Source organism: Novosphingobium sp. SG754 (assembly GCF_013149315.1).
Lineage (GTDB): Bacteria > Pseudomonadota > Alphaproteobacteria > Sphingomonadales > Sphingomonadaceae > Novosphingobium > Novosphingobium capsulatum.
In genome coordinates this window covers 48,999-71,325 of the sequence record NZ_JABGCC010000009.1, presented here as the reverse complement: position 1 = coordinate 71,325, position 22,327 = coordinate 48,999, and the positions used below count along the sequence as shown (strand labels likewise).

Here is a 22,327-nt window from a genome sequence, read left to right as displayed (position 1 = left end):
ATGGGCGCGGGGCCGGTCAGGCCGCGACGCTTCGGAAAGGACGTGACGGGGGAATGGAGGACCAGGAAGCTCTCGACCTGGCGGCCGATTGGGCCGACATCAGCCAGGGGCTGAAGAAGGATCTGGGTCCGCAACTGCACACGCAATGGATCAAGCCGATCCAGCTGGGCAGCTTCTGCAAGGAAACCGGCACGCTGGACCTGTTCCTGCCCACCGAATTTTCGGCCAACTGGGTGGCGGATCGCTTTGCCGATCGCCTGTCGCTTGCCTGGAAGATCGCGCGGGCCGAAGTGCGTCAGGTGCGCATCACCGTGCACCCGCGCCGCCGGGCCATGCCCGAGCTGCGCGTGGGCGGCCGGGCTGCGCCCGAATTGCGCGTGCCGGCTGCCAACGAAAGCGCGCCGACGCTGGCCCCGGCCAGCCGTCCGGTGGCCGCCCCAGCGCCGCAGACCGTGGCTGGCTTCGATGTGTCGGCCTCGGGCATCGATCCGTCGCTGACGTTCGGCGATTTCGTGACCGGCAGTGCCAATGTCCTGGCGCTCAATGCCGCGCAGCGCATGGCCGCGGCCGAAAAGCCGCAGTTCTCGCCGCTCTATCTCAAGGGCTCCACCGGGCAGGGCAAGACGCATCTGCTCCACGCCATTGCCAACGGCTTCATGGCCGCGCGGCCGGGCGCCCGGGTGTTCTACTGCTCGGCCGAGCGGTTCATGATCGAATTCGTCCAGGCCATGCGCCAGAACGAGATGATCGAGTTCAAGAGCCGCCTGCGCAGCTTCGACATGCTGCTGGTGGACGATATCCAGTTCATCATCGGCAAGGCCAGCACCCAGGAGGAATTCCTCCACACCATCGATGCCCTGCTGAGCGCCGGCAAGCGCCTGGTAGTGGCGGCCGATCGCGCGCCCCAGGCGCTCGACGGGGTCGAACAGCGCCTGCTCTCACGCCTCTCGATGGGGCTCGTCGCCGATATACAGGCTGCTGACATCGAGCTGCGGCGCCAGATCCTGGAGCACCGCCTGTCGCGCTTTACCAGTGCGCAGGTGCCGCAAGACGTGGTCGAATTCCTGGCCCGCACGATCAACCGCAACGTGCGCGAACTGGTCGGTGGCCTCAACAAGCTGATCGCCTTTGCCCAGCTGACCGGACAGCAGGTGAGCCTGCAACTGGCCGAGGAGCAGTTGACCGATATCCTGTCGGCCAACCGCCGCCGCATCACCATCGACGAGATCCAGCGCACCGTGTGCCAGTTCTATCGCGTCGATCGCTCGGAAATGGCGTCAAAGCGCCGGGCCCGTGCCGTGGTGCGTCCGCGCCAGGTGGCGATGTACCTGGCCAAGGTGCTCACCCCGCGGTCCTATCCCGAAATCGGCCGCAAGTTTGGCGGTCGCGATCACTCGACGGTGATTCACGCCGTGCGCCTGATCGAGGATCTGCGTAGCCGCGATGCCGACATGGACGGCGACGTGCGCACCCTGCTGCGCCAGTTGGAAGACTGACCCACACCGTTGTGATGCCCGGCCCCGTGTGACGGGGCCGGGTTTCCACCACCGCTCCACCGCGCGTGCACAGGATTGTGCCCGGCTTGCGCACAGGTTTGCCACAGGGTTGTGCGCAATCCTGTCCCCAGGCCTGTCCCCAGGCCTGTCCCCAGCCCTGTCCCCATGGTTGTGCGCAGCTTTTCCGCAGGATCATACCCGGCTTTTGCCGGGGTTATCCGGCCATCGTGCACAGGCTTTTGCACCGGGTTATCGGCCGGTGATGCACAGTTTGTGATCAGGTTTTTGCGCTGACTTTTCCACAGGCGCTGGCGGTATCGTACCACGTGCCGCCGCTGGCCTGGCATGCGTGTTCGGCCCAGCGGCCCTTGCCCCACCAGCCGACTACCACGCCCAGCAGCAGGGCGAGGATCAGCACGATCCAGATCCGGTCTCTCATGGCCGGCAGTGTGGGCGCGCGGCAGCGGCTTTGCAAACGGCGCCTCTCGCCTTTTTGCGCGCGGGCGCCTACCTCCACGGCCATGACGCCCGCCATTACGCCAGACCGCTTGAACCGCTTTGCCCGCCATATCGTGCTGCCCGAAGTGGGCGGCGCGGGACAGGCGCGGATCATGGGCGCGCATGTGGTCTTGGTGGGCGTAGGCGGGATCGGCGCGCCGGCCTTGCAATACCTGGCGGGCGCGGGCGTGGGGCGGCTGACCCTGATCGACGATGATGTGATCGAGCCATCCAATCTTCAGCGCCAGACGATCTTTGCCCTGGCCGATGTGGGCCATGCCAAGGCCGAGGCTGCGGCGCAGTGGGTGGCGCGCTTTGATCCCGACCTGGTGGTGCAGGCCCATCGTACCCGCATCGGGCATGACAACGCCGCCGCGCTGATCGCCGGGGCTGATGTGGTGCTGGACGGATCGGACAACTTTGCCACGCGCCTGGCGGTATCTGATGCCTGCGTGGCAGCCGGCGTGCCGCTGACCAGTGCGGCGCTTGGCCGGTTCCAGGGCCAGGTGGCCAACTTTGCCGGGCATCGGCCGGGCGAGGCCTGCTATCGCTGCTTTGTGGGCGACGCATTCGATGCCGACGATTGCGACACGTGCGCGGCGCAAGGCGTGCTGGGGGCGATGGTCGGCATGGTCGGCACATTCGGCGCCATGGCGGCGCTGCGCGTGTTGTTGGAAGGCGTGGCCAGCCTGGGCGATCCGCAGTGGGGCCAGTTGCACGTGATCGATGGATTGAAGCCCGGCCTGCGCACGATGCGGATTGCGCACGATCCAGCCTGCACCACCTGTGGCACCGACCGACCCGCCGCCTGAACGCCGACGCGGGGTGTGAAAAAAAGCGTAACCATACCGCGTTCAGGGGATGGCGGTAGCGCCACGCGCGCGTAGACAACAAGTGCGACCCGACAGGCGCGTGGTGCGAGCCACGATCCTGGGACTTGGCCCGGACCGAGGCTCCCTGGAGACCTTGTCCGGGCTCTTTCGCGCTCCTTTGAAAATCAGGGTGTCTTGAGCAGTTCATCCACCCAATCGGGCACGATCTGCGTGGCCGGGCCCAGGCGGGTATCGTGGAACCAAGCCGAACCCTGGCTGCGTTCGAGATTGAGCTCGAGCGTTTCGGCGCCGATTTCCCGTGCCAGCCGCACGAAGCCGGCGGCCGGATAGACTGCCCCCGAAGTGCCGATCGACACGAACAGGTCTGCCCGGGCCATGGCATCGTGGATATCGTCCATGCGATAGGGCACTTCACCGAACCAGACGATATCCGGCCGCAGGGCCGCCGCGCCGCAGGTGGGGCAGGGTGGCCGGTCGATCAGCGGGCCGGTCCAGGCATGGCGGCTGTCGCACGCGGTACACCAGGCCGAAAGATGCTGGCCGTGCATGGGGATGAGATTGTCCGATCCGGCGCGGCGGTGCAGGTCATCGACATTCTGGGTTATGAGGGTGACGCTGCCGCCCGGCACCTTGGCCGGCCAGGCCCGCTCCAGCCGGACCAGCGCGCGGTGGGCGGCGTTGGGCAGCTTTTCCTGAATCGCGGCGCGGCGCATGTCGTAAAAGCGCAGCACGAGATCGGGATCGCGGACAAAGGCCTCGGGCGTGGCGACGTCTTCCACGCGGTGTTGCTCCCACAGGCTGGGGCCGCCATTGGCGCCGCTGCGGAAGGTGTCGATTCCGCTTTCGGCCGAAACGCCGGCGCCGGTGAGGATCACGATATGCTGGGGCAGGCTCATGCCCCGATCATGCCGGATCGGCACGGGCGTGCCAATCCGGCATGAAGGCCAGGGAGGGCCAGGGCGGAAGGATCAGGCGAACGTGCTCGAATCGATCACGAAGCGATAGCGCACGTCACCCTTTTCCATGCGGTCCCAGGCCTGGTTGATATCCTGCATGGCGATGGTTTCGATGTCCGAGACGATGCCATGCTCGGCGCAGAAATCGAGCATTTCCTGGGTTTCGGCGATGCCGCCGATCAGCGAACCGGCGATCGAGCGGCGGCCGAAGATCAGGTTGAACACGGTCGGGCTGGGATGCGGATGTTCGGGCGCACCGACCAGGCACAGCGTGCCGTCACGCTTGAGCAGAGTGACCAAGGCATCGAGGTTGTGGCTGGCCGCCACGGTATCGAGAATGAAATCGAGGCTGCCGGCATGGGCAGCCATTTCATCGTCATTGCGCGAGACGACGACCTCGTGCGCGCCGAGCGCCAGGGCTTCTTCGCGCTTGGCCGGGCTGGTGGTGAAAGCCACGACGTGGGCACCAAGCGCGCGGGCAAGCTTGACGCCCATATGGCCCAGGCCGCCGATGCCGACGATGCCGACCTTCTTGCCCGGTCCGACATTCCAGTGGCGCAGCGGCGACCACGTGGTGATCCCGGCGCAGAGCAGCGGCGCAACCGCAGCGAGCTGGTCGGGCGCATGGCGGACATGTAGGACAAAGCCCTGATCGACCACGATTGCCTGGCTATAGCCACCCAGCGTGTGGCCGGGGGCATCGCTGCTGGGCGAATTGTAGGTCTGCGTCATGCCTTCTTCGCAGAACTGTTCCAGCCCATCGTGGCACGCGCCGCAATGGCCGCACGAATCGACCATGCAGCCAACGCCAACGGTGTCACCCACCTTGAACTTGGTGACATCGGCACCAACGGCCGTGACGTGGCCGACGATCTCGTGCCCGGGCACCACCGGATAGACCGCGTTGTTCCATTCGTTGCGCGCGGTGTGCAGGTCAGAGTGGCAGACCCCGCACCAGGCGATGGCAATGGCGACATCGTTGGGGCCGGGTTCACGGCGGGTGATGGCAAGGGGGCCGAGCGGCTGGTCGGCCGCGGGCGCGGCATAGGCCATGACGGTCATGCAGCAGGTCCTTTCAAGAAGGGGGGAGAGGGATGGCGGCCTCTCTAGGCTATCGCCATTAAGCTGATAATGGGGCAATTAGGGCATGGACTGATATCAGGAATGCATCAATGATCCGCCCCGACCATGATGACCTGCGCGCGCTGTTGGCCGTGGTGCGCGAGCGCAGCTTTACCCGCGCCGCCGCACAACTTGGCACTTCGCAATCGGCACTGAGCCGCACGATCGCCGGGCTGGAAGCGCAGATCGGGGTGCGCCTGCTCAACCGCACGACCCGCGCCGTGGCGCCCACGCCCGAGGGTGAGCGGCTGGCTCAAGGGGTGGCGCCGCATTTCGCCGCGATCGATGCGGCGGTCGATGCCCTGGGCGAAAGCCTGGCGCGGCCATCGGGCCTGGTGCGGCTGACGGTGGACGAGGGATCGGCCGAAACCGTGGTATGGCCGGGCCTGCGCCGCATCCTGCGCGCCTGGCCCGAGATTTCGGTCGAAGTGCTGGTCGACAATGGCCTGGTCGATATCGTGGCGGCCGGGCTTGATGCCGGTGTGCGATCGGGCGATATCCTGGCGCGCGACATGGTGGCGGTGCCGATCGGGCCGGATCTGCGCATGGTGGTGGTGGCGACCCCGGCGTTCTGCGCCGGGCGCGATCTGCCGCGCCATCCGCGCGATCTGGCGGCGCATCCGTGCATCAACTTTCGCCTGCCCACGCGCGGCGGCATCTATGCCTGGGAATTTTCGCGCGGGCGGGAGGCGCTGCGCATGCGGGTGGAAGGGCCGCTGACGGTCAACACCCTGGCACTGGCAGAGCAGGCGATGCGCGATGACCTGGGCTTTGCCTTCCTGCCCGAAAGCGGCGTGGCGGCCGACATTGCCGCCGGGCGGCTGGTCCAGGTGCTCGACGATTGGTGCGAGCCCTATCCCGGCTATCATCTCTATTATCCCAGCCGCGTGCATGTTTCGCCCGCGCTGCGCGTGGTGATCGATGGCTTGCGCTGGCGGCCGGCGCATTCTGTCTCGACCGAGGGTGGGCGAACGCCGTAAGGGGGGCGCGGCAGAGCAGAAGGACGCAATGGACATGGCACGCATCGGCATCATCGGCAGCGCGGGGCGCATGGGGCAGGCGTTGCAGGCCGCCGTGACAGCGGCTGGGCACGACCTGGCGGGCGGGATCGACCGCGATGGCGATGTCATGGCGCTGGCCCAGGCCAGCGATGTGCTGGTCGACTTTTCCGCACCGGCCGCGCTGGAGTTCAACCTGGATGCCGCGATCGCCACGGGCACGCCGATCGTGGTGGGCACGACGGGCCTGGAGGAACGGCACCATTGGCTGATCGATGCGGCGGCGGTTTCGATTGCCGTGCTGCAGACCGGCAATACCTCGCTCGGCGTGACGCTGCTCGCGCACCTGGTGCAGGAGGCCGCCGCGCGGCTGGGCACGGATTGGGACATCGAGATCGTTGAGACGCACCACCGCATGAAAGTGGATGCGCCATCGGGCACGGCGCTGCTGCTGGGCGAAGCGGCGGCGCGCGGCCGCCAGGTGGGCCTCAAGGACGTGGCCGTGCGCGGGCGCGATGGCATGACCGGCAAGCGCGAGACCGGCACGATCGGCTTTGCCGCGCTGCGCGGCGGCAGCGTGGCGGGCGATCACACCGTGCATTTCCTGGCCGATAACGAGCGCTTGAGCCTGTCGCACCTGGCCGAGAACCGCGGCATCTTTGCCAAGGGTGCGATCCGCGCCGGCGAATGGTTGCTGGCCCAGGGGCCGGGCCGCTATACCATGCCACAGGTGCTGGGGCTGGGAGACTGACCGCCTTGAAGAAGGACCAGATCTTCGAATTCTTTCGCCGCCTGGCCGAGGCCAACCCCGCGCCCGAAACCGAGCTGGCCTATGGCAACACCTATCAGTTGCTGGTGGCGGTGACGATTTCGGCGCAGGCAACCGACGTGGGCGTCAACAAGGCGACGCGGCGCCTGTTCGAAGAGGTGAAGACCCCGGCGCAGATGGTTGCCCTGGGCGAAGAGGGATTGAAGGCGCACATCAAGTCGATCGGCCTGTTCAATACCAAGGCCAAGAACGTGATCGCGCTGTCGGAAATCCTGGTGCGCGACCATGGCGGCGAGGTGCCGGCAGACCGCGATGCCTTGACCGCGCTGCCCGGCGTGGGGCGCAAGACGGCCAATGTCGTGCTCAATACCGCGTTCGGCATGGAAACCTTTGCGGTGGACACGCACATCTTCCGCGTTGGCAACCGCACCGGCCTGGCCAAGGGCAAGACCCCCGAAGCGGTGGAAGCCCAGTTGGACAAGAAGGTGCCGGGGCCGTTTCGACTGGGCGCGCACCATTGGCTGATCCTGCATGGGCGCTATATCTGCAAGGCGCGCACGCCCGAATGCTGGCGCTGCCCGGTGGTGGACCTGTGCGCCTTCAAGGCCAAGGTGCTGGAACAGGGGGGCACGCCGCCAGTTGCGAAGAAGAAGGTTGCCAGCAAAAAGGTGACTGCCAGAAAGCCGGCGTGATCAACGCGCCATGCCAAGGAGAGAGTGCCATGGTTCGTTCGATCCCGGTTGCCGCCTTGCTCATCGCGCTGGCGGCCTGCACGCCCGGTGATGGGCCGCGCAGCGCTGGCGCCGATGGCCATTCCCCCAAGACCCCTGCCGCCACCCCGATCGGCCGGGCGGAAAGCTGCATTCCGCTCAGCCAGATCAGCGAAAGCCGGGTGCGCGATGACTGGACGATCGATTTCCGCGTCGGCAGCCGCTGGTATCGCAACACGCTGCCCCAGCGCTGCTATGGCCTGGGGTTCCAGCAGACCTTCGGCTATGCCACCAGCCAGGCGCAGCTGTGCAGCGTGGACGTGATCACCGTGTTGCAGACCGGGCCGGGCGGCGGCCCGCGCGGTTCGTGCGGGCTGGGCCAGTTTCAGCCGGTGACTCTGGCGAAATAGCCTGTTTCGCCGTTACTGCCCCTGGTCGAGATGCAGGCCGCGCCGGCCGTGCTCGGGCGTATCGTGCGGCGGCACCGGGGCGGGGGCATCGGGATCGAGCGGCACCTGCAGCATGCCTTCCCAGCGGGTGATGACCGCTGTTGCCACGGCGTTGCCCACCACGTTGGTGGCCGTGCGGCCCATGTCGAGGAAAGTATCGACGCCCAGCAGCAGGGCAATGCCTTCGACCGGCAGGCCGAACTGGGTGAGCGTGGCGGCGATCACCACCAGGCTGGCGCGCGGCACGCCGGCGATGCCCTTGGACGTGACCATGAGCGTGAGCAGCATGGCGATCTGCTGCTGCCAGGATAGCGGGATGTTGTAGGCCTGCGCGATGAACATCGTGGCAAAGCTGGTATACATCATCGAGCCATCGAGATTGAACGAATAGCCCAGCGGCAGCACGAAGCCCGAGATGCGGCGCGGCACGCCAAACCGGTCGAGCTGTTCGAACAGGCGCGGCAGCGCGCTTTCCGAACTGGCGGTGGAAAAGGCCAGCAGTACCGGCTCGCGAATATAGCGCGCCAGCAGCAGCACGCGCTTGCCCAGGAAGATGCCGCCCAGGCCCAGCAGCAGGCCCCACAGCAGCAGCAGCGCGAAATAGAATTCCGACACGAACACGCCATAGGTGACGATGATCCCCAGGCCCTTGGTGGCGACCACCGCCGCCAGCGCGCCGAACACGGCCAGCGGCGCGGCCTTCATCACATAGTCGGTCATGGTCAGCATCAGGCTGGCCAGCGCCTCTGCCCCGCGCAGCAACGGCGCGCCCTTTTCGCCGATGGCAGACAGCGCCAGGCCAGCAAACAGCGAGAACACCAGGATCTGCAGCACGTTGTTCTGCGCCATGGCATCGAGCAGGCTGGTCGGCACGATCTGCAGCACGAAATGGTGCACGGTGAAATCGGCGGTGGCGAGATCGCCGACCTTTGCCGAGGCGGCAAACTGCAACCCATGGCCGGGGCGGAACAGATTGACCAGCAAGAGGCCCAGGCTGATCGACACCAGGCTGGCGGTGATGAACCAGCCCAGCGCCCGCCCGCCGATGCGACCCAGCGCCGCACTGTCCCCCATGCCGGCGATGCCCGAAACCAGCGTGGCCAGGATCAGCGGCGCAATGATCATCTTGATCAGGCGCAGGAACACATCAGGCAGCAGCTTGAGCGTTTCGGCGGCCGTCGCCAGGGTGGGGCTGTCGGCCGGCAGCGCGCTGTTGAGGGCATAGCCCGTGGCGATCCCCAGGATCATGGCGATGACGATGTAAAGCGTAAGGCGCCGGGCCAAGGGATGCTCCGCAAATTGTTTCAGGTGTGACGGTCTGGTGGCAGACCCTAGGCGGCGTGGACAAATTGCACAACGCCGCGGTGGGATGGGCGGGCGATCGGCGGCGCGGATGACGGGCAAATCTTTACCGATTGCTGCGAAACCCGGGCCGGGGTGCGACACCCGCCCGGCCGCACGGCGCCTGCATTTTGTGCGCTCCGGGCACGCCGGATGGCCTGCATTACGGTAATTTAACGAGACCGCTAGTGGCGCGGACAGGCGGCCTGGGCCAGAGGGCAGCATCGGCCTGTCTCTCGCCTGCAACGGTTGATAGACAAGCTGCCATCTTTGGACCGAAGAGAAGACCGCGCGCCATGAATTTCGAACACGCCGTGCCGCAGATGTCCCGTGCCAAGCAGATCAGGGTTCTGGCCCTGTCGGTTGCCGCCGTGGCCCTGGTGGCGACAGGAGCCACTGCCCTGCGTTCCTGGATGCACCAGCCCGAGCCGGTGGCGGCCCCGCTGCCGGCCGGCGAAGTGCAACTGACCGACAGCCAGGTGGCCAGCCTCAAGATCGAAACGGCCGGCGCGGACGATGGCTATGCCCGCACGGGCGCCAGCGGCCAGATCACCGTGGACGAAACGCGCTCGACCCCGGTGTTCCTGCCCTATTCCGGCCAGGTGCAGCAGGTCTTCGTGCAGAACGGTGATCGCGTGCAGGCCGGCAGCCCGCTGCTGTCGGTGCATACCACCGACATCGCCGATGCGCGCAACGCCTTGGCCGCCGCCCTGGCGCAGCGCACCAGCGCATCGGCGCAAGTGCGCGTGGCGACCGAAAACGCCCAGCGCGCCGAGGAAATCTATCGCACCGCCGGTGGCGCGTTGAAGGATCTGCAGCAGGCGCGCAGCGACCTGGTGGCCGCGCAATCGCAACTGGGCATTGCCAATGCCGCCGTGACCGCCGCCCAGGCCAAGCTGGGCGTGTTCGGCGCCGGCACGGGTGCTGGCAGCAATGCCGTGCTGCGCGCGCCGATCGGTGGCGTGGTGGTGACCCGCTCGATCGCGCAGGGGCAGTATGTGGCCGGTGGCGCCAATGCCGCCGGGAGCCAGCCGGCGTTCCTGATCGCCGATCTGTCGCGCGTGTGGCTGGTGGCGCAAGTGGCCGAAAGCGATGCCTCGCGCGTGCACCTGGGTGACAAGGTAGTGGTGACCGCCACGGCATTCCCCGGCCGCACGTTTGACGCGACGATCGACAACGTCGGTGCACAGATCGATCCGGTGTCGCATCGCCTGCAAGTGCGCGCCACGATTCCCAATGCCGATGGCGCGTTGAAGCCGCAGATGTTTGCCAACTTCACCATTGAAACGCCGGAAAAGGAAGTTTCGACGGCCCCGGTGACCCCGCACCTGCTCAGCCTGCCGGCCGAGGCGGTGATCCACGAGGGCGACAGCGCCCGCGTGTGGGTGTGGCTGGGCCACGGCCGCGTCAAGGCGCGCGACGTGGTGACCGGCGAAAGCCACGATGGCCGCGTAACGATCATTTCCGGCCTCAACCCGGGTGAAAAGGTCGTGACCCAGGGCGCCATCTTCGTGAACGAAGCGGGGCTCGACTGATGGTCAAGCTGGTACGCTATGCGCTGGGCCAGCGCCTGACGATTGTCGCCTTCTTCGTGCTGATGCTCGTGGCGGGCGGCATCGCGTTCTACAATCTCAACATCGAAGCCTATCCCGACCCCGTGCCACCGATGGTGGAAATCGTGACCCAGTCTTCGGGCCTTTCGGCCGAGGAAATGGAACGCAACGTCACGATTCCGATCGAAGTGCAGATGTCGGGCCTGCCGCACATGACGGCGATCCGCGCGATCTCGCTGTTCGGCCTGTCGGACGTGAAGATCCAGTTCACCTATGATTTCAATTACGAACAAGCCCAGCAGCAGGTGATCAACCGGCTGGCGCAGCTGCCCCAGCTGCCGGGCGGCGCGGTGCCGACGATTTCGCCGACGAGCCCCGTGGGCGAAATCTATCGCTATCGCATCGCCGCGCCCAAGGGCTATTCGGTTGAAGACTTGAAGACGCTGCAGGACTGGGTGCTGCAACGCCGCTTCCGCGCCATTCCCGGCGTGGTCGACGTGACTGGCTGGGGCGGCAAGCTGCGCAGCTATGACGTCGTGGTCGACAACAACCGCCTTCAGGCCCACCACCTGACCGTGGCGCAGGTGATTGCCGCGCTGGGCAAGGCCAATGCCAACGTCGGCGGCCAGACCATCAACTTTGGCGCGCAGAGCGCGATCGTGCGCGGCATCGGCCTGATCCAGTCGGTCGATGCGCTGGAAACCACCCCAGTGGGCCGCGATGGCACCGCCCCGGTGCTGGTGCGCGACGTGGCGACGGTGAAGATCGGCAACATGCCGCGCAACGGCATCGCCGGCCTCAACAACGATGACGACATCGTCCAGGGCATCGTGCTGATGCGTCGTGGTGCGCAGTCGATGCCGACGATCCAGGCGGTGGAAGCCGAAGTCCAGAAGATCAACAGCACCGGCGTGCTGCCGCCGGGCGTCCATCTCGAACGCATCTATGACCGGTCTGAACTGATCGGCGTGACGACGCGCACCGTGATGGAAAACCTGGTTGCCGGCGTCCTGCTGATCTTCTTCCTGCAGTGGGCGTTCCTCGGCAATCTGCGCAGCGCGCTGATCGTGGCGGCCACGATTCCCTTTGCCCTGGCCTTTGCCGTGCTGATCCTGACGGTGCAGGGGGAAAGCGCCAATCTGCTGTCGGTGGGGGCGCTGGACTTTGGCCTGGTGGTGGATGCCACCGTCATCATGGTGGAGAACATATTCCGCCACATGGCCGAGCGATCGCACCATGTGGAAACCCATGAAGGCGGGCGCTATACCTTTGCCAGCCGCATCGGCTCGGTCCTGGCGGCGAGCAACGAAGTGAGCCGCGGCATCTTCTTTGCCGCCGCGATCATCATCACCAGCTTCCTGCCGCTGTTCACGCTGACCGGCGTGGAAGGGCACATCTTTGGCCCGATGGCCAAGACCTATGCCTATGCCATCATCGGCGGGTTGATCGCCACGTTCACCGTAGCGCCGGTGCTTTCGGCGATGATGCTGCCCGACAAGCTGGACGAGGCCGAGACCTGGCTGGTGGCGCGCATTCGCCGGGTTTACGAACCGGCGGCGGCGTTCTGCTTCCGCAACCAGCTGCTTGCGATCGGCGCGGCCGCGATCATGGTGATCGGCGCCTTTGTCGGCGTGCGCTCGTTGGGGGTGGAGTTCCTGCCCCACCTCGAAGAAGGCAACATGTATATCCGCGCCACGCTGCCGGCGGCGATCTCGCTCGATGCGGGTGAGCCGGTGGCCCGCGCGATCCGCCGTGACATCATGCAATACCCCGAAGTGACCGCGGTGCTTTCCGCCCACGGCCGCCCGGACGACGGCACCGATGCCACCGGCTTCTTCAACGTGGAATACTTCGTGCCGCTCAAGCCGTTCGATGAATGGCCCAAGGGCATGGACAAGGAAAAGCTGGTCGCCGATCTCTCGGCCAAGCTGCAATCGCGCTATCCCGGCGTCGACTTCTCGTTCTCGCAGATCATCGAGGACAACGTGGAAGAGGCCGCATCGGGGGTGAAGGGCGCCAACTCGGTCAAGCTGTTCGGCCCCGACCTGGTGACGCTGGAGAAGATTGCCGGCCAGCTGCGTGACCAGATGGCCAAGGTGCGCGGCATTACCGACCTGGGGATCTTCCAGTCGCTGGGCCAGCCGACCGTGCGCATCGACGTGGATCGCGAAAAGGCCGCGCGCTATGGCCTGAGTGTGGACGACGTGAACCAGACGGTGCAGGCCGCCATCGGCGGCACCTCGCCGGGCGACCTCTATGAGCCGCACACCGATCGCCACTTCCCGATCATGGTGCGCCTGGAAGCCGACCAGCGCGACAGCCTGGAAGCGGTCAAGCGCATCACTGTGGGGGCCACCGCGCCCGATGGCACGGCGATCTCTGTGCCGCTGTCGGAACTGGCGGATATCCGCCTGACCACCGGCGCCAGCTTCATCTATCGCGAGCACCAGGAACGCTACATCCCGATCAAGTTCTCGGTGCGTGATCGCGACCTGGGCAGCGCGGTGGAGGAAGCGCAGGCCCGCATTGCCAAGAATGTGGTGCTGCCCGCAGGCTATAGCCTGGAATGGGCGGGCGAGATGAGCAACCTCAAGAACGCGGTGGCGCGTCTGGAAATCGTCGTGCCGCTGAGCCTGCTGCTCATGCTCGGCCTGCTCTATGCCAACTTCCGCTCGCTGCGCGATACGCTGCTGGCCTTCTCGGTCATTCCGATGGCCGTGGTGGGCGGCGTGCTGGGGCTGATGCTCACCGGCACGGCGTTCTCGATCTCGGCAGCGATCGGTTTCGTGGCGCTGTTCGGGATCGCGGTGATGGATGGCATCCTGCTGGTGACCAGCTTCAACCAGGCGATGGACGAAGGCATGGCACGGCTTGATGCGTTGCGCCACGCCACCACCAATTCGCTGCGGCCCGTGCTGATGACCTGCCTGGTGGCGGCGATCGGCCTCGCGCCGGCGGCGGTGGCCACTGGCATCGGCAGCCAGGTGCAAAAGCCCCTGGCCCTGGTGGTCGTGGGCGGCATGACGCTGGCCCCGGTGCTGATCCTGCTGATCCTGCCCCTGCTCATCAACCGTTTCTCCAGCCGGGTCGCCGGGCCGCGCAAGCGCGCCGGGGCCGATACCGATGCTGGTGATACCGCAATGCCGCATGAAGGAGAGCCGGCATGATCCGTTTCCCGATGCGCCGTTCGCTGGGCACCCTGGCCAGTGGCATGCTGCTGGCCTCCACCATGCTGGCTACGGCCGGTGCGGCCAAGGCGCCGCCGGTGGTCAATACCGTGGCGGTGCCGATGCCGCCCACCCCGGCGGGCAGCGCGCCGCCCGATCTGCTCAACCAGCCGATCACCGGCGATGGGCAATCGCAGGTGGTTCACCCCGGCACGGCAGTGGCCAAGGATTGGTGGCAGGCGTTCCGCAGCCCGGCGGTCAACACCCTGGTGGATCGCGCGCTGACGGCCAATGCCGATCTGGCCGCTGCCCAGGCCCGCGTGGCCCAGGCGCAGTCGCTGATCGGCGTGGCGCGCGGCGCGCTGTTGCCGCAGCTTGATGCCGGACTGACCAGTGAGCGGCAGCGCCTGTCGCGCAGCCTGTCCACCCCGATCGCCGATCCCAATCCGCAGGTCTTCTCGCTGCATACCGCGCAGGTCAGCGTCAGCTATTCCCCCGACCTGTTCGGCGGCGGCGCGGCGCGGGTGCGATCGGCCAAGGCGGCGGCCGCCGTGGCCCAGGCCCAGGCCGATGCCACGCGCTCGATGGTGGCGGCCAACGTGGTGCTGGCGGTGATCCAGAACGCCGCGCTCGATGCCGAGATCGCCGCCAACAGCGATGCGATCGCCAGCGGTCGCCAGGTCTTGGACCTGCTGCGCCAGCGCGAAAAGCTGGGCGCGGTGGGCCATGCCGACGTGGCGGCACAGGAAGCCGCGCTGGCCGCGGTGGAAGGCACGCTGCCGCCGCTGGTGCGCGCCAGTGCCGCCAACCAGGCCGCGTTGCTGATCCTGATCGGCAAGGCGCCGGGCATGCCGGTGTTCGACAACGGCGCGGCCATGCCGGCGCTGGAAGACCTGACGCTGCCGGCAGACCTGCCAATGGCCTTGCCGGCCGAGTTGCTCAAGACCCGGCCCGACGTGGCGGCGGCAGCGGCCACGCTGGAAGGCGCGGCGGCCGACGTGAAGGTGGCCATGGCTGCGCGCCTGCCGCAGCTCACGCTGTCGGCTACGGCGGGCGGCACGGCGGAAGACTTCGGCCGGATGTTTGCCGATGGCAATCCGTTCTGGCAGTTGCTGGGCGCCCTGGCCGCGCCGATCTTCCATGGTGGCTCGCTCAAGCGGCAGCAGCAGGCGGCCGAGCATGCCCTGGATGCGGCCAAGGCCGGTTATCGCGGCACGGCGCTGCAGGCCTTTGCGGATGTCAGCAATGCGCTGACCGCGCTGTCGGCCGACGCCACCGCGCTGTCGATCGCGCAGCGTGGCGATTCGGCGGCTTCGGCCAGCCTGGGCTTCGTCAAGCGGCAGTTGCAGCTGGGCGGGGTGGGCACGCTGCAGGTGCTCAACGCCAGCGCCGTGGCGCAGACCGCGCGGGCGCAATACGTGGCAGCCAAGGCAGCGCGCCTGTCAGACACCGTGGGCCTGTTCGTGGCGCTGGGTGGCGGCCTGCAGACGCCGCAAGGCGCAGCGGCAACCGGGCACTGAAACGGTAAAAGCCCGCGTCGGTGATCCGACGCGGGCTTTCCCCTGTTGCCCTTGGGCGAACGACGTTACGCGATCAGAACGAGGCCATCAGCGAGACCACGCCAACCGTCTTGCCGGCGCGATACATCTGCTCGCCCGAAACCCCGGCGAAGGGATTGTTGGCGGCATCCTGGCGGCTGACGTTGGTGCCGACGACCGAGAAATCGAGCGTCAGGTTCTTCCACGCGGTGCTGACACCGGCGGTGTAGTCGATGTATTCCTTGGTATAGTTGAACGAACCGCCGGTGTGGCCCAGGTGGGTGTGGATCGTGAACGGCGTGTTCGGAATGGCGCCCGACAGTTCACCATAGACGTAGGTGTCGGTGCGCGTGGCATAGACATCCAGGTTCTTCTGGTGCGGGGCGAAATTGATACCGGCCTTGGCGTTGATCGGGCCGAGCGCCTTGGACAGCGAGCCATAGACTTCATAGAAGTTGAGGCCCGGCGCACCCGGATAGATGTAGCCATAGAGGCCCACGTCGACGGTCACGCCGCTGTTGCTAAGGCCGTGGGTGAAACCGCCATAGACGTCGATTTCGGTGCCGCCGATGTTGACCGCCGGGCTGGGCGAAGCGCTCGAACCCCAGGTCGACACGTAGAAGCCCGAGCTGTGCGACAGGGTCAGCGTGCCCTGGACGGCCGGCAGGTTGTTGGACTGCGAGATGCCGCGGAACCGGTACTGGCTGATGACGCCGGCGGCGCCAGTCACCTTGAAATCGCTCGGGGGCGCGGTCTCGTCGGCCATGGCAGGCACGGCATAGCCGGCAAGCACGGCAAGGCTGAACGCCGTGGCGACCTTGGCCACGCGCGACTTGATGGACGTACGCATGAAATACCTCTTTAATTTTGTCTTTGACGCGTCGCCCCGCCTGCACAAATCGCCCCGGCCTCTTTCTTGCGCGGGCTGGTTGACGACTTGCACTTATCTGGATGCCGCCGCCTGCTGCGTTGCACAAGACCATTCCGCCGACCGTGGCATTCTCGTTCTGGAATGTGTCTTTTGTGCATCATAGTGTTTCTGGCGCTTGTCTCGGCCGTGGCAGCGCCCATATAGTTTGGCGAATGATCGTTACGGCCGGTGCATGCTGAAGTTGCTAAAGTCACTCGTTTCCGGGGCGCGGGCAGAACCGCCTGCGCCGCCCACGCTGGTTCCTTCGGGCCAACGCGTCTATGCGGTGGGTGACATTCACGGCCGGCTCGACCTGTTCGAGCAGATGATCGGCCTCATTGAAGCCGACGATGCGGCACGCAGCGGGCAAGGCGTGGTGAAAACTACGGTTATCCTGCTGGGCGACCTGATCGATCGTGGGCCCGATAGCGCGGGCGTGATCGACCGGGCCAGAAGCTGGGCGCAGCGCCGCCGCGTGCGCATCCTGGCCGGCAATCACGAGGAAATGTTCCTGGGCGCGTTCGAGCGCGATGAAACCCTGCGCCATTTCCTGCGCCATGGTGGCCGGGAAACGCTGTTGAGCTATCCGATTGATCCCGAAGACTATGCGCGGATGACGCTGGAAGAACTGCGTGCCGCGATGCCCGATTTCGTGCCGCAGGCCGACATCGCATTCCTGCGCGGGTTGGAAGACCAGATTCGCATCGGAGACTATGTCTTCGTGCATGCCGGGATTCGCCCCGGCGTGGCGCTGGACGAACAAGTGCCCGGCGACATGCGCTGGATTCGCGGGGAGTTCATCGCCGACCGCACCCCGCGCGATTTCGCCGTGGTGCATGGCCATACCATCGTCGACGAGCCGGAGCTTTCGCCGCTGCGTGTCGGCATTGATACCGGCGCCTATGCCTCGGGTCGGTTGACTGCCGTCGGGCTGGAAGGCGCGGAGCGCTGGCTGCTGGTGGCGCAGGACGAATCGGCAGAGGCTGCGGCCTGACGGGCGCGGCCGCCGGACCGTAACGCCAGGCGGATTTCACCGCAAACTGCGGCTGGTCTTGGCACAAGCGTTTGCTTTGGTGCCAAATGTTTCGCACTTGCGCAAATTCTTTGCTGTTGTTGCGAAGCCGCCACAATCTGCACCATCATTGCGCCTGACTGCTTTCACTTGAAATGATTGGCAAGACTGCGCGCTTGATCCTGAAGCATTTTGTCGCGAACGCCAAAATCAAGTAAAAATTGCAGAAATTTTGTCATTTTCGTGTCACAAGAAACCGGTCAGGGAGGCCTGCCGGCGCGTGGAAGATTTGTGCCGGCGCCCTGCCATGCGTCGGGTCGTCTGATGGCAGCGGGGACGGATCATCTTTCTGTCGTTGCATCGCGGCGACTGATTACACGCAACGGGGACACCAATGCACCGCTCGCACTTTACTGCCGGCTCCATGCTGGCGCTGGGCATGGCTCTGGCCAGCACGCCCGCCTTTGCCCAGTCCACCGGCTCGGTCGATTTCGAACAGCAGGCCATCGTGGTCAGCGGCCATGCCGCCAAGTCGGTGAACGGCGTTCAGCTGCCCGACACGCCCAAGGCCAAGCAGGTTCTCGACCAGACGATCATCGCCCACCAGACGCCGGGCCAGACGATCAACGACATCATCAACCTGGTGCCGGGCGTCAGCTTCCAGAACAACGATCCGTTCGGTTCGGCCGGCGGCAAGCTGTTCATCCGCGGCTTTGACAACACCCGCATTTCGCAGACGTTCGACGGCATGCCGCTGAACGACACCGGCAACTATGCCCTCTATTCAAACCAGCAGCTTGACCCCGAAATCATCGAGCAGGTCAACGTCAACCTCGGCACCACCGACGTCGACTCGCCCACGGCCGCCGCTTCGGGTTCGACCGTCAACTATCGCTCGCGCATGCCGACCGAAGACTTCCACGCGCGCATGCTGGGTTCGGTGGGCGATTTCAACTTCATGCGCATCTATGGCGAAGTTGACACCGGCAACCTGACGGCCTCGGGCCTGCGTGGCTGGATCACGGCGTCGAGCGCGACCAACAACGCCGTGTTCGGCGGTATCGGCAAGATCGACAAGAAGCAGTTCAACGCCAAGCTCTATCAGCCGCTGGGCAGCAACGGCGACTTCATCTCGATCGCCGGCCACTACAACAAGAACCGCAACAACTTCTTCGGCTCGGTGCCGATGTGGACCGAAAACTACGGTTCGCGCGTTGTGGGTGGTTCGTCGGCCAACCGATATCCGCTCAACGGTGACGAGCGCTTCTATCAGGAAGCCCGCTGCACCACCGCGGCGGCCAACGCCGGCGTTGCCGATGTGGCCAACTCGTGCGGTTCTGACTACGAATACCGCTACAACCCGTCGGACACGGCCAACGTGCGCATCAACACGCGCTTCACCCTGGCCGATGGCCTGGTGCTGACGGTCGATCCGTCGATCCAGTGGACCAGCGCCAACGGTGGCGGCACCGTCGTGGCGACCGAAGCGGCAGCACCCAACGGCACGCTCGGCTTCAATGGCAGCAACTACTACTTCGGCCGTGATCTCAACGGCGACGGCGATCTGCGCGACACCGTGCGCCTGCTGGCGCCGAGCCAGACCAAGACCGCGCGTCTCGGCCTGCTTGCCTCGCTGCGGTACGACATCAACCCGAACAACACGATCCGCGTGGCCTATTCGTATGACCGTGGCCGTCACAAGCAGACCGGTGAACTGGGCAACCTTTACACCAACGGCTTCGGGGTGGATTACTTCCCGTCGGAAAACGCGCTGACGGACGCCAAGGGCAACATCGTCCAGAAGCGCAACCGCCTGTCCTATGCGATCCTGCATCAGGTTTCGGCGGAATACCGCGGCACGTTCGATGCGCTGTCGGTCAACGTCGGCCTGCGCATGCCGTTCATGAAGCGCAACCTGAACAACAAGTGCTTCACCACTGGCGCCAGCGGCGGCGTGGCGTGCTATGCCACCTCGGGCGATCTGGCGACCAATGCTGCCGCCAATCCCTATGTCGTGACCGCGGCCGGCCTGCCGACCAGCGGCTGGGCGGCACCGCAGCAGCGCGTGTTCACCTACAGCAAGCCGCTGCCCACCGTGGGCTTCACGCTCAAGGTGGCGCCGTCGGCCAGCATCTTTGCCAACTATTCGAAGGGTCTGCAGGTGCCGGGTACGGACAACCTGTACAACTCGTTCTACTTCCCGCTGAGCAATGCTGCGGCCAAGCCCGACCCGGAAACGACCGACAACTTCGACGCCGGTGTGCGCTTCCGTTCCGGCCCGCTGCTGGCGCAGGTTTCGGCCTGGTACACCATCTACCAGAACCGTCTCGCCTCGGCGTTTGACCGCGATCTCCAGGTTTCGATCTATCGCAACCTCGGTCGCGTGGACAAGTATGGCTTCGACGGCTCGCTGGCCTATGCGCCGACCAAGGATCTCTCGTTCTACGTGTTCGGTTCGTACCTGCACTCGAAGATCCGCGACAACGTCGATGCCGGGACCTGCTCTGCGGCCAACGTGACGCTGGGCATGTATGGCTGCACCGCAGCCGGCACCCAGGCGTTCTACCAGACGGCTGGCAAGCGTGAATCCGGCGCCCCGGTCTACACCTTCGGTGGCCGTGTCGACGGTACGGTCGGCCCGCTCTCGCTGGGCGTGCAGGCCAAGCGCACCGGTCCGCGCTATGTGAACGACCAGAACCTGCCGTTCTATGTGAACAGCGGCGGCAAGCTGGAAATCTTCCCGGCCAAGACGCGCCCGTACACCGTCGTCGATCTCGACGCGAAGCTGGCTCTGTCGAAGGTGGCGGAGATGTTCAACGAACGCACCTTCCTGCAGCTCAACGTCACCAACGTGTTCGACGTGAACTATGTCGGCGGCTTTGACGGCACGCTGCTCAGCCAGGCCACCAACGGCAACCCGATCACCTATGCGCAGCTCAGCCCGCCGCGCACGCTGATCGCGACGCTCAGCTTCGGCTTCTGATCCCTTCGGACAGAGCTGGCTAAAAAGCCCGCCGTCATCCCTTCGGATGGCGGCGGGTTTTTCATTGCGGTCCGCCGCAGCGCCGGGATGCGCGCATGATGCGACCAGTCGTGCTGCACTGCACTATCCAGGACTGGGCCAACTGCGGCATTCTAGGCTCGGCTTAATGCGGCCGGGAACGAACGCCCGCTTTTCGGTGTTGTGCTTTGCAGCATTGTTGTTCCGGTTGAATGCGTGATCCTGCGGCAAGAAGGGGGCAAGCCCTGCCTGCCAAAGATGTGATATCCGGCGGCTCGGCTTACACGCTGGAGGGGCCGTCTCCCGCCACCGGGAGGCGGCCTTTCCGCTATTATTGGTAGACGCAGGTATCGTACTGGCCGCGCACCACCGAAGACCGCGCGGCGATGGCATTGCCATGGCGGCGCACAAAGCCACTCGCGCCGGTTACTTCACGCACCTTGGGCTGGGGAAAGGCCGCAGCGATTCGTGCGGCCTCGATCCGTGACAGGTGCAGCGCGCCCTTGTTGTAATAGCGCTGGGCGCCGGCCTCCACGCCATAGGTGCCGATGCCGGTTTCCGCGACGTTGAGATAGACCTCCATGATCCGCCGCTTGCCCCAGATCTGCTCGATCAGCACGGTGAACCAAGCTTCCAGGGCTTTGCGGAAATAGCCACCGCCCTGCCACAGGAACACGTTCTTGGCTGTCTGCTGGCTGATGGTGGAGCCGCCGCGAATCCGGCCGCCCTGCTGGTTGCGTTCGAATGCCTGGAGCATGGCAGCCTGATCGAATCCGTGATGAGTGCAGAACCGCGAATCCTCGCCTGCGATCGCTGCGTCCACCATCGTGCGGTCGATTCGCGTCAGTGGCGTCCAGTCCTTGGATATGCTGTTGCCGTCCATCAGCATCGTGGCGGTGATCGGCACCGGCACCCACTTGTAGATCAGCACCCACAGCACGCTGCCTACCAGGAACACGACGATGGCGCGGCCCAGCCACCAGCCGAGCCGCCAGGCCATGGAGCGTTCCTGGGACGGGCGGGAGGGCATGAGGTGCTTGAACATGCCCGCCTTATGCCGCGCTGCGGAATGGCAATCAATCCGGCGACGCCACGGGATGCTTCCACCGCGCGCATGGCGGCGCAAACTTTCGGGCAGGGCGTTGCTATCAGTAGGGCCAGCCCCCACTTTGCACGCGACATAAAAAGGATCGCTTCCATGAAAACCAGCGGCAACACCATCCTCGTCACCGGCGGGGGCAGCGGCATCGGGCGCGCACTGGCCCAGGCCTGGCATGCGGCGGGCAACACCGTCATCGTCACCGGCCGCACGCTGGCCACCCTGGAAGAAACCGTGGCCGGGCGCGACGGGCTTCACGCCATGGCGCTCGACGTGACCGACGCCGCCGCGGTCGCCAGCTTTGCCGCCGAAGTGACGGCGCGCTTTCCCGCGCTCAATGTTCTGGTCAACAATGCCGGGATCATGCGGTTCGAGGATCTGCGCGGCACGCGCGATCTGGCCGATGCCGAGGCCACGGTGGTGACCAATCTGCTTGCCCCGATCCGCCTGACCGATGCCCTGGTCAACCACCTGGCGCAGCAGGCCGATGCGGTAATCGTCAACGTCACCTCGGGCCTGGCATTCGTGCCGCTGGCAGCAGCCCCGACCTACAGCGCGACCAAGGCGGCGATGCATTCCTATACCCAGTCGCTGCGCGCGCAACTGACCGGCCGGGTGGACGTCATCGAACTGGCCCCGCCCGCCGTGCAGACCGGACTGACGCCAGGCCAGGAAAGCCGCGAAGGCTATCTGCCGCTCAATACCTATATCGCCCAGGTGATGGATCTGTTCTCGCAGGTGCCCACGCCGGTTGAAATCTGCGTGCCCAACACGCTGGCGTTTCGCCATGCCGAGCGCAACGGCAGGTTCGACGCGCTGTTCGCCCAGCTCAACGGGCACTGAGCGGCCGCTTTGCGCCGCGCACGAATTTCATC

18 protein-coding genes are annotated in these 22,327 nt (G+C 65.8%); 12 read left to right on the top strand and 6 right to left on the bottom strand.

Going from position 1 to position 22,327, the window contains the following annotated elements:
- Positions 1–53 precede the first annotated feature (53 nt).
- Positions 54–1,496, top strand: coding sequence for a chromosomal replication initiator protein DnaA (dnaA, locus tag FHW97_RS18590; protein WP_062788037.1), 1,443 nt, complete (start codon positions 54–56; stop codon positions 1,494–1,496).
- A gap of 277 nt (positions 1,497–1,773) precedes the next feature.
- Here the strand turns inward: dnaA and FHW97_RS18585 are convergent, their stop codons facing one another.
- The gene (locus FHW97_RS18585; RefSeq protein ID WP_022676092.1) at positions 1,774–1,935 is read right to left on the bottom strand and encodes a hypothetical protein; all 162 of its coding nucleotides are present in this window, start codon (positions 1,933–1,935) and stop codon (positions 1,774–1,776) included.
- Between the two features lie 82 nt (positions 1,936–2,017).
- Between FHW97_RS18585 and FHW97_RS18580 the strand changes: the two genes are divergently transcribed.
- Positions 2,018–2,806, top strand: a complete 789-nt coding sequence (locus tag FHW97_RS18580; RefSeq protein WP_022676091.1) for a HesA/MoeB/ThiF family protein — start codon at positions 2,018–2,020, stop codon at positions 2,804–2,806.
- Between the two features lie 185 nt (positions 2,807–2,991).
- On the opposite strand, the gene FHW97_RS18575 is transcribed toward FHW97_RS18580, so the two are convergent.
- Both FHW97_RS18575 and FHW97_RS18570 read right to left on the bottom strand, forming a co-directional pair.
- Positions 2,992–3,723: an NAD-dependent deacylase gene (locus tag FHW97_RS18575; RefSeq protein ID WP_168353048.1), complete on the bottom strand. Its 732-nt coding sequence runs from the start codon at positions 3,721–3,723 to the stop codon at positions 2,992–2,994.
- Between the two features lie 72 nt (positions 3,724–3,795).
- Complete coding sequence (locus FHW97_RS18570; protein ID WP_168353047.1) at positions 3,796–4,845, bottom strand: NAD(P)-dependent alcohol dehydrogenase; 1,050 nt, start codon at positions 4,843–4,845, stop codon at positions 3,796–3,798.
- 110 nt (positions 4,846–4,955) lie between these two features.
- Between FHW97_RS18570 and FHW97_RS18565 the strand changes: the two genes are divergently transcribed.
- The 4 genes from FHW97_RS18565 to FHW97_RS18550 are packed head-to-tail and all read left to right on the top strand — an operon-like array spanning position 4,956 to position 7,792.
- On the top strand, positions 4,956–5,885 hold the full coding sequence (locus tag FHW97_RS18565) for a LysR family transcriptional regulator (protein WP_168353046.1): 930 nt from the start codon (positions 4,956–4,958) through the stop codon (positions 5,883–5,885).
- Between the two features lie 34 nt (positions 5,886–5,919).
- Positions 5,920–6,654, top strand: a complete 735-nt coding sequence (dapB, locus tag FHW97_RS18560) for a 4-hydroxy-tetrahydrodipicolinate reductase (protein ID WP_054132493.1) — start codon at positions 5,920–5,922, stop codon at positions 6,652–6,654.
- A 5-nt stretch (positions 6,655–6,659) separates the two neighbouring features.
- Complete coding sequence (nth, locus tag FHW97_RS18555; RefSeq protein ID WP_168353045.1) at positions 6,660–7,364, top strand: endonuclease III; 705 nt, start codon at positions 6,660–6,662, stop codon at positions 7,362–7,364.
- 29 nt (positions 7,365–7,393) lie between these two features.
- Positions 7,394–7,792 (top strand): hypothetical protein, encoded by a 399-nt coding sequence (locus FHW97_RS18550; protein ID WP_062788028.1) that lies wholly within the window; start codon positions 7,394–7,396, stop codon positions 7,790–7,792.
- 12 nt (positions 7,793–7,804) lie between these two features.
- Here FHW97_RS18550 and FHW97_RS18545 read toward each other — a convergent pair whose 3' ends face one another.
- Positions 7,805–9,115, bottom strand: coding sequence for a dicarboxylate/amino acid:cation symporter (locus FHW97_RS18545; protein WP_168353044.1), 1,311 nt, complete (start codon positions 9,113–9,115; stop codon positions 7,805–7,807).
- A gap of 353 nt (positions 9,116–9,468) precedes the next feature.
- Here FHW97_RS18545 and FHW97_RS18540 point away from each other — a divergent pair, with 353 nt between their 5' ends.
- From FHW97_RS18540 to FHW97_RS18530, 3 genes are read left to right on the top strand one after another with little or no spacing between them, the layout of a single operon-like run.
- Positions 9,469–10,707: an efflux RND transporter periplasmic adaptor subunit gene (locus FHW97_RS18540; protein WP_022676083.1), complete on the top strand. Its 1,239-nt coding sequence runs from the start codon at positions 9,469–9,471 to the stop codon at positions 10,705–10,707.
- Positions 10,707–13,892 (top strand): efflux RND transporter permease subunit, encoded by a 3,186-nt coding sequence (locus tag FHW97_RS18535; RefSeq protein WP_022676082.1) that lies wholly within the window; start codon positions 10,707–10,709, stop codon positions 13,890–13,892. The genes FHW97_RS18540 and FHW97_RS18535 overlap by 1 nt, the downstream gene beginning before the upstream one ends.
- Positions 13,889–15,412, top strand: a complete 1,524-nt coding sequence (locus FHW97_RS18530) for an efflux transporter outer membrane subunit (RefSeq protein WP_245652762.1) — start codon at positions 13,889–13,891, stop codon at positions 15,410–15,412. Before FHW97_RS18535 ends, FHW97_RS18530 begins: the two co-directional genes overlap by 4 nt.
- 73 nt (positions 15,413–15,485) lie before the next feature.
- Here FHW97_RS18530 and FHW97_RS18525 read toward each other — a convergent pair whose 3' ends face one another.
- Positions 15,486–16,280, bottom strand: coding sequence for a TorF family putative porin (locus tag FHW97_RS18525; protein ID WP_054132461.1), 795 nt, complete (start codon positions 16,278–16,280; stop codon positions 15,486–15,488).
- Between the two features lie 253 nt (positions 16,281–16,533).
- Between FHW97_RS18525 and FHW97_RS18520 the strand changes: the two genes are divergently transcribed.
- Both FHW97_RS18520 and FHW97_RS18515 read left to right on the top strand, forming a co-directional pair.
- Positions 16,534–17,334: a metallophosphoesterase family protein gene (locus FHW97_RS18520; protein ID WP_054132460.1), complete on the top strand. Its 801-nt coding sequence runs from the start codon at positions 16,534–16,536 to the stop codon at positions 17,332–17,334.
- 412 nt (positions 17,335–17,746) lie between these two features.
- Positions 17,747–20,335: a TonB-dependent receptor gene (locus FHW97_RS18515; RefSeq protein ID WP_054132459.1), complete on the top strand. Its 2,589-nt coding sequence runs from the start codon at positions 17,747–17,749 to the stop codon at positions 20,333–20,335.
- Positions 20,336–20,684: 349 nt separating this feature from the next.
- Here FHW97_RS18515 and mtgA read toward each other — a convergent pair whose 3' ends face one another.
- Positions 20,685–21,353 (bottom strand): monofunctional biosynthetic peptidoglycan transglycosylase, encoded by a 669-nt coding sequence (gene mtgA, locus FHW97_RS18510; RefSeq protein ID WP_082350230.1) that lies wholly within the window; start codon positions 21,351–21,353, stop codon positions 20,685–20,687.
- A 198-nt stretch (positions 21,354–21,551) separates the two neighbouring features.
- Here mtgA and FHW97_RS18505 point away from each other — a divergent pair, with 198 nt between their 5' ends.
- A complete protein-coding gene (locus FHW97_RS18505; protein WP_171799447.1) occupies positions 21,552–22,295 on the top strand; it encodes an SDR family oxidoreductase in 744 nt (247 codons plus the stop codon).
- Positions 22,296–22,327 lie beyond the last annotated feature (32 nt).